The sequence below is a fragment of the Endozoicomonas sp. genome, assembly GCF_031844845.1.
Lineage (GTDB): Bacteria > Pseudomonadota > Gammaproteobacteria > Pseudomonadales > Endozoicomonadaceae > Endozoicomonas.
The window spans coordinates 1-5,817 of record NZ_JAVRMB020000021.1 but is presented as its reverse complement, the minus strand read 5'-3'; the positions used below and the strand labels follow the sequence as shown (position 1 = coordinate 5,817).

General features: G+C 44.2%; 7 protein-coding genes. 2 read left to right on the top strand and 5 right to left on the bottom strand.

The features are described 5' to 3' along the window. Positions 1-261 (top strand): hypothetical protein (locus tag RM811_RS00905; RefSeq protein WP_402519860.1); only part of this gene is annotated, 261 nt, incomplete at its 5' end. Positions 262-291: 30 nt separating this feature from the next. On the opposite strand, the gene RM811_RS00900 is transcribed toward RM811_RS00905, so the two are convergent. After that, positions 292-1,395: an N-6 DNA methylase gene (locus tag RM811_RS00900; protein WP_402519857.1), complete on the bottom strand. Its 1,104-nt coding sequence runs from the start codon at positions 1,393-1,395 to the stop codon at positions 292-294. A 1,697-nt stretch (positions 1,396-3,092) separates the two neighbouring features. On the opposite strand from RM811_RS00900, the gene RM811_RS00895 reads away from it, so the two are divergent. Next, entirely contained in the window at positions 3,093-3,974 is an 882-nt protein-coding gene (locus tag RM811_RS00895) for a hypothetical protein (protein ID WP_402519855.1), read from the top strand. Between the two features lie 423 nt (positions 3,975-4,397). On the opposite strand, the gene RM811_RS00890 is transcribed toward RM811_RS00895, so the two are convergent. The 4 genes from RM811_RS00890 to RM811_RS00875 all read right to left on the bottom strand — a co-directional run. Beyond that, positions 4,398-4,922, bottom strand: a complete 525-nt coding sequence (locus RM811_RS00890) for a hypothetical protein (protein WP_402519852.1) — start codon at positions 4,920-4,922, stop codon at positions 4,398-4,400. 88 nt (positions 4,923-5,010) lie between these two features. Further along, positions 5,011-5,181 (bottom strand): hypothetical protein, encoded by a 171-nt coding sequence (locus tag RM811_RS00885; protein WP_402519850.1) that lies wholly within the window; start codon positions 5,179-5,181, stop codon positions 5,011-5,013. 20 nt (positions 5,182-5,201) lie between these two features. Continuing rightward, positions 5,202-5,507 carry a Ref family recombination enhancement nuclease gene (locus RM811_RS00880; protein WP_402519847.1) on the bottom strand — a complete coding sequence of 102 codons (306 nt, stop codon included), beginning with the start codon at positions 5,505-5,507 and terminating at the stop codon, positions 5,202-5,204. Then, positions 5,497-5,817 (bottom strand): hypothetical protein (locus RM811_RS00875; protein ID WP_402519845.1); only part of this gene is annotated, 321 nt, incomplete at its 5' end. The genes RM811_RS00880 and RM811_RS00875, both read right to left, overlap by 11 nt.

Below are 5,817 nucleotides of genomic sequence, written 5' to 3'. Positions count from 1 at the left end.
GGTTCGGGTTTCTGTTTTTCCGGTTTCGCTGTTGATGTAGGAGAAAGTCACTTTTCCATCCTGGCTGGTCAGTATGTTTTTGTCGCTACTAAGGAACAGCTAAGGAACAGGATAAGGAACAGCATCAAGGAACAGGACATCCATATGGATATGGATAAGGAACAGGATAAGGAACAGGATAAGGAACAGGATAAGGAACAGGAAAGGAACAGGACATCCATAAATTTCTATTCGTCTAGATTGAACCATCGTTTTACTTAAGCTTTCGCTCTGGATTTATGGATGTCCTGTTTATTTCTCATCAATCAGTTGCTTACGGATTTTTCCTTCGGAGGATGCCCGGAACAGAACGCCATGAGGCACAACCACTCCCATACGACCAGTCTGTGGTTTCAGGGTCTCAATCATATGACTGATAAATGCGTAATCGCCTTTGGTTTTGGGGGGAATACCCCGGCGAAAACGACCAAATGGGTCGTGCTCTGCATCGTCATGTCCCCACTTATCCAGCGAGAACGGAGGATTCGCTGTGACCACATCAAAATGCATCAAGCCACCAGTGGCATCCTGAAGTTTCGGATTACGAATGGTGTCGCCCCACTCAATACGATGGTTATCTTCACCATGAAGGAACATGTTCATCTTTGACAGTGACCATGTGGAGCCAATAGCTTCCTGTCCAAACAGTGCGTACTTCTTTGAACCGTTATAGTTCTTTTGTACTTGCTTACCGCACTTCATCAGGAGCGAACCAGAACCACAGGCAGGATCACAAATCTGGTCGCCTTCTTCAGGCTCCAACAATATTGCCAAAAGGTCAGAGACTTCAGGTGGGGTATAAAACTCACCGGCAGACTTACCACTGCCAGCAGCAAAATGCTTGATCAGATACTCATAGGCGTTACCAATGACATCCAGAGATCCAACCCGGCTGGGTCGCAAATTCAGAGTCTCTTTACCGAAGTCTTCCAGCAAGTGACGCAGAATATCGTTCTTCTGTTTTTCATCTCCCAGCTTGTCAGTATTAAAGCTAATGTCCTGAAACACATTCTTCAGTTTGGTGCCGTTGGCTTCTTCAATAGCATGCAGGGCTTGGTCGATACGGCTCCCGTTGCCTGCTTCATAGCGATTTTCGTACAGATTCCAGAAGGTTGCCCCAGCCGGAATCTTAAAGGACTGGCTAGCCAGCATCGCATCAACCATTGCTTGATTGCCGCCAAACTGTGTAGTCAGCTCATCCAGTTTGTCTTGATGCACATCTGAGATGTACTTCAGGAACAGCATTGTCAGGATGAAGTCTTTGTAGATGGAAGGGTCAACGGTTCCCCGGAAGGTGTCACAGGCCTTCCAGACAGTATTATTGATGTCTTGCTGATTAATCGGGGAGTGAGGCATATCTGTGCTCAGTTTTTACTCTGGAAAAAGGGTTAAGAATGTGGGGTCAGGTTGTTGGCAATGATGCTAAGCCGCGACTGAATGTTGGCGGTCATCTGTAGCTGAAAAATTGGTTCATGATACACGAAGCACAGAGGTTGGGCATGTGGTCTGTTGTAAGTGCTGGGGCCTATAGGCCTTTGTGCCTATCTGAATTAAGAACAGCTTACATGTCTAGAGCCAGCACACATTCAAGGCGTTGAATCAGGGTGAATGGGATGATTAACCGTACTGGCTCTGCTTAACGTCGCCTCGAAGGAGGTCAGCGACAGACTAAATTAAGGTAGCGATGCTGCTGAAGTTTTTGGCCATAATAGGGGTACTGGAATTGGTGGTTTTGTGGATACGTTTACAGATTGTTGGGGGGATATTGAGGGAGGAGTGGAAGTGGACAAGGTGAATAATCGCATTGCAGATAAAGTACAATGGCAAATATGAGATTGATGGCAGGTGATCTTGCATGAGTAGGTAGAAGTTTGCTATTGAATATTTTCTGTTGGATAAATCTGTGGGGGAAGACCTGCCTGAAGCCTTGCCTACAGAGGGATTGAACTATTTGTTGATCGGGAGGTTTAAATATCCGATTACAAACTATCACCTACTTAGCTAGTTCCCATCCAGAAACGCTGTAGGCCACGTATGGCATGCGGTCAGGTCTAAAAAAACCATTTTGTTTTGACACCTGCTCCTCACGACTTTCGGGGCCTGTAGCGGAGTTGATGCGATTTTTCCGTAAATTTGAAGCACCTTGAATCTCTATAGCCTATGTGCCCCAAGGGCTAGAGTTTCTGGATGGGAACTAGCTAGAAGTTTGCTTTCGTATAAATTGGCTGATCATATGGTTAACTTTATTTAATAAACCGATCATCACCAGTAACGCCAAGCCTTAGAAAAATGGTCGATGCTTATTGATAAAGTGGCCAGTTGTTAGATTTTCAATATTTATCGCCGGAAAAATCAGGAATGCCATCCACCAACGCTGCCTTGGTTATAAAAGAATTTGAACTTATTCATTTATTAGTGGTCAAAGTATTCGATAGCAAACTACCACCTACTTAGCTCTGAAGCCATTACGACATGAGGAATATTCCTTAATGTTTACCCTAAGAGTGCTACTTTGGCTTTACCCGTTTGAAAATGACTTGTAGATCAATAAAGTTATATACGAAAGCAAATGGCTGGTTACTTATTACCTGAATCCGTGACTTCTTAATTAATCCCAAGAAATTGGAAAATCCGGAAACCCTTCTGCCGTAAAGGCTCTGTAATTATTGAGCCATGAAAAAAGCTGTTTTTTTGATTATCCAAAAAAGCACACAGTAGGTGCAAAAAAGAAAGCACTATTTATAGCCTGCAAGCTGAGTGTAGCAAGGGATGTAGCGGAATCCATCTATCATGAAGCTACGGATTCAGGTTTATGTCAATTTTCCTATTTTTCATTTATGCTGCATTCGTATAATATTTTTCACCGAAAAATAGGGAATACTATCTATCACTGCCACCTTCATTATAAAAGAATTGAACTTATTCCTTTGTTAGTGATCAAAATAAGGAACAGAGCTGCCTATAAATACGCAGCAAGCCACCCCGTAAATCCCAGGAAAAACCGTCCAAATCATTTTGTTTTACAAATTAATTAATTCTTGCAGAGGTAACGAATGGCTAATACAAACATTTCTAATACTATAAAAGCATGTCCTTTACCATCCGAAATAACAACTGGAAAAAGTAATGCCAAGTCAGATGATAAAGTTAAATACACTAACCAATCAGGAATAACATTTACAGTACATATAGTTCCGCAACAAATGATAAAAAACAAATGCCTTATCTGCCATGAAGTGGCAATCGTAGCCAACCCAATATGCTTGGAAGATAGGCATCATGTTGTATGTCAGGTGTGTGCACCTAAAATTTTAGATAACAAAAACACTCGTTGCCCACAATGTAACGTATCAAATACTAAGGCAACTTATGACCATGTATCAAAAGAGTCAAAACATTATTTGCGGGAGCTTAATAATACTAAAATTTCATGTGATAGCTGCGAATATACTGGGGATTTTTCAAGTATTAATTCACATACCCATGGTAATGAACCATCGCCTTCTCCATTTTGGCCCCCCCCTGCACCAGCCAAAACATCATATAATATTCCAGAGCAAAAACTGCACCCAGCAGTAAATACAACCTTTGAAGATTCAGAAATAAGAACGGAAAGGATTGTTGACAGCTTATTCGAACAATTGAAAGACACAGATATCTTGGAAAAATGTGAAAGTTTATGCATTACACTTGGACTGAATGCTAGTGATCTTAAGGAGGTAAGAACCGAGACATCTGCCAAGATAGCCAGCGGAAGATGTCAATATTCAGGGCCTTTTCTGACTTACTTTAAACTGCTATTAAAAAAGTGTTTTTCAATAAGGAATACTAGAGCAGGTTTGCCGCCTATGAATCTTCAATTATGTAAAATAGCAGTTAGATGGACAGGGTTAAGGTGCGAGGAGATTGCTCAGTCTTTAAGTTGGCCTGAATAAGATTTACTTTTAAGGTAGTACGGCTCAGGGCAGACATTAAGCACTCACCCTTTGTTTTCAAAGGCTACAGAAAGCCTTACCTGCAAGAAGACAACATGGCGCAGGAAAGACAGTAAAGAGTTGGTTTTGTGGGTGTGTCAGTACCGTTTATTGGATAAATGGGGGGCACCGACAGCTATGTAGCCCTTACTACACAGTGACACATCCTTAATGTTTTACCCTAAGACGCCAGGCATTAAATGGCCAAAATCAAGAAATAGCAAGAAATAGAAGAAATAGGACAGCCACAATTTTAAAACTCAATGATAATTGATTAACTTTCTTTAAACGACCTCATCATCGTCTGTAACGCCAGCTCCTTTTCCGTGGTGCCCGTGGTGATCTGGCTTAACTCCAGACAGTTTGTCGATCGCTTCAGTTTTCTTACTTAATGACTCCTGCCTTTTCCAATACGTCCTGCGCCTGATCTTCTGCGGCTTTGATCCATTCCCCGCACACTTGCTCACATTTCAGGCTCCAGCGATACACCGTCATCCGGCTCACATCATTATTGACAAGCACCACCTTGCCCTGCCGTAGCTCTGGATATTGAATCAGGTACATTAAAAAAAGTTGCAGCATCACCGGGTTGGTTCGGATGTCTTTCGGTATGCGCTCGTCCGTCCTGAATTGATGGTTCACTTTGGCCCAGTGCTGCTTCCGGTTATTGTCGTTGTCGTCATAGCGAATGATCAGGATTGAATACAATGCCGGGGTCATGTTTTCCCGCAAATGTCGATTCGATACACCATCATCACCGATGCGTTCATCCTTTGTTCTACGCTGCCCTGGTGGCACTCTACTCCTGCGATACCCGCTGTTTATATCCTGCTGCCAGCTTGCTGATTTAATCATGTGTTCCAGTGTCCCGAATATTCGTTGCAGTGCGGGTTCGAGGGCAAAGTACATGGTGCCTCCTTTAACTCAGGGCTGTCTGGATGCGTACTCCTGTCGATCGCATAACGGGTTGATCAATACTATTCAAAGACATCCCTCCCTAGCTGTTAGCCATATCAAACGGGAATTTCTTCCTGCCAATACCTTTCATCACTTCCACGACATCCCGGCTGCTGCGTAACCATTCGCCATCCCAATAAAACAGCATGTTTTCCCTGCCCATCTTGTAAAAACTGCCGTTTAGAAATCCGATTGCGTCCCTGGGTATCATGGTTAGACTCCTTTTAATTCTTATGGGTTGCCAACAAACGTCTTGCGGTACGCCTTCACGTCTTCCCGTGTCTGCCTCACCAGCTCGGATTCCAGCCCGTACAATTCCTCAAAAATCTTAGGACTTCGATGGATTGCATCCCCTTCGTGCCGGTGATGACCCGGGCAAAGCGGCATGGTGTCAAAGTGGCTGGCCCGTCTTCCTGCTCCCGCCCCCTTGCGCTGGTGATGCACCTCTGCCGGTGTGCCGGGTCGGTTATTGATCCGGCAGGCAATACAGCCGAGCTGGGCAACATCCGATAGATATTGTTTTTCTTCATTGGTCATCCCTGTCTATCCCCCACTTTTTCAGCCTGTAAACCATCGTCTTTACGGGCATACTCAACAGACAGGCCACCTCGACCTGAGTCATGCTCTGAAACAGAACCTCCAGGTCTTCCCGCAGCTCCCCGGCAAATATTTTGTAGTAAATGTACCGGTTGGGTCGTGACCAGTAGCGGGTGTAATGTGTTGGCAGATCACCGCCTGCCAGCTCCTTCAACCGCAGTTCTTTGTCCCTGTCTCTTATACACATCTGACGCTGCCGACGAAAGATACACGGTGTAGATCTCGGCGGGTCCCGGACCATTAAAAAAAA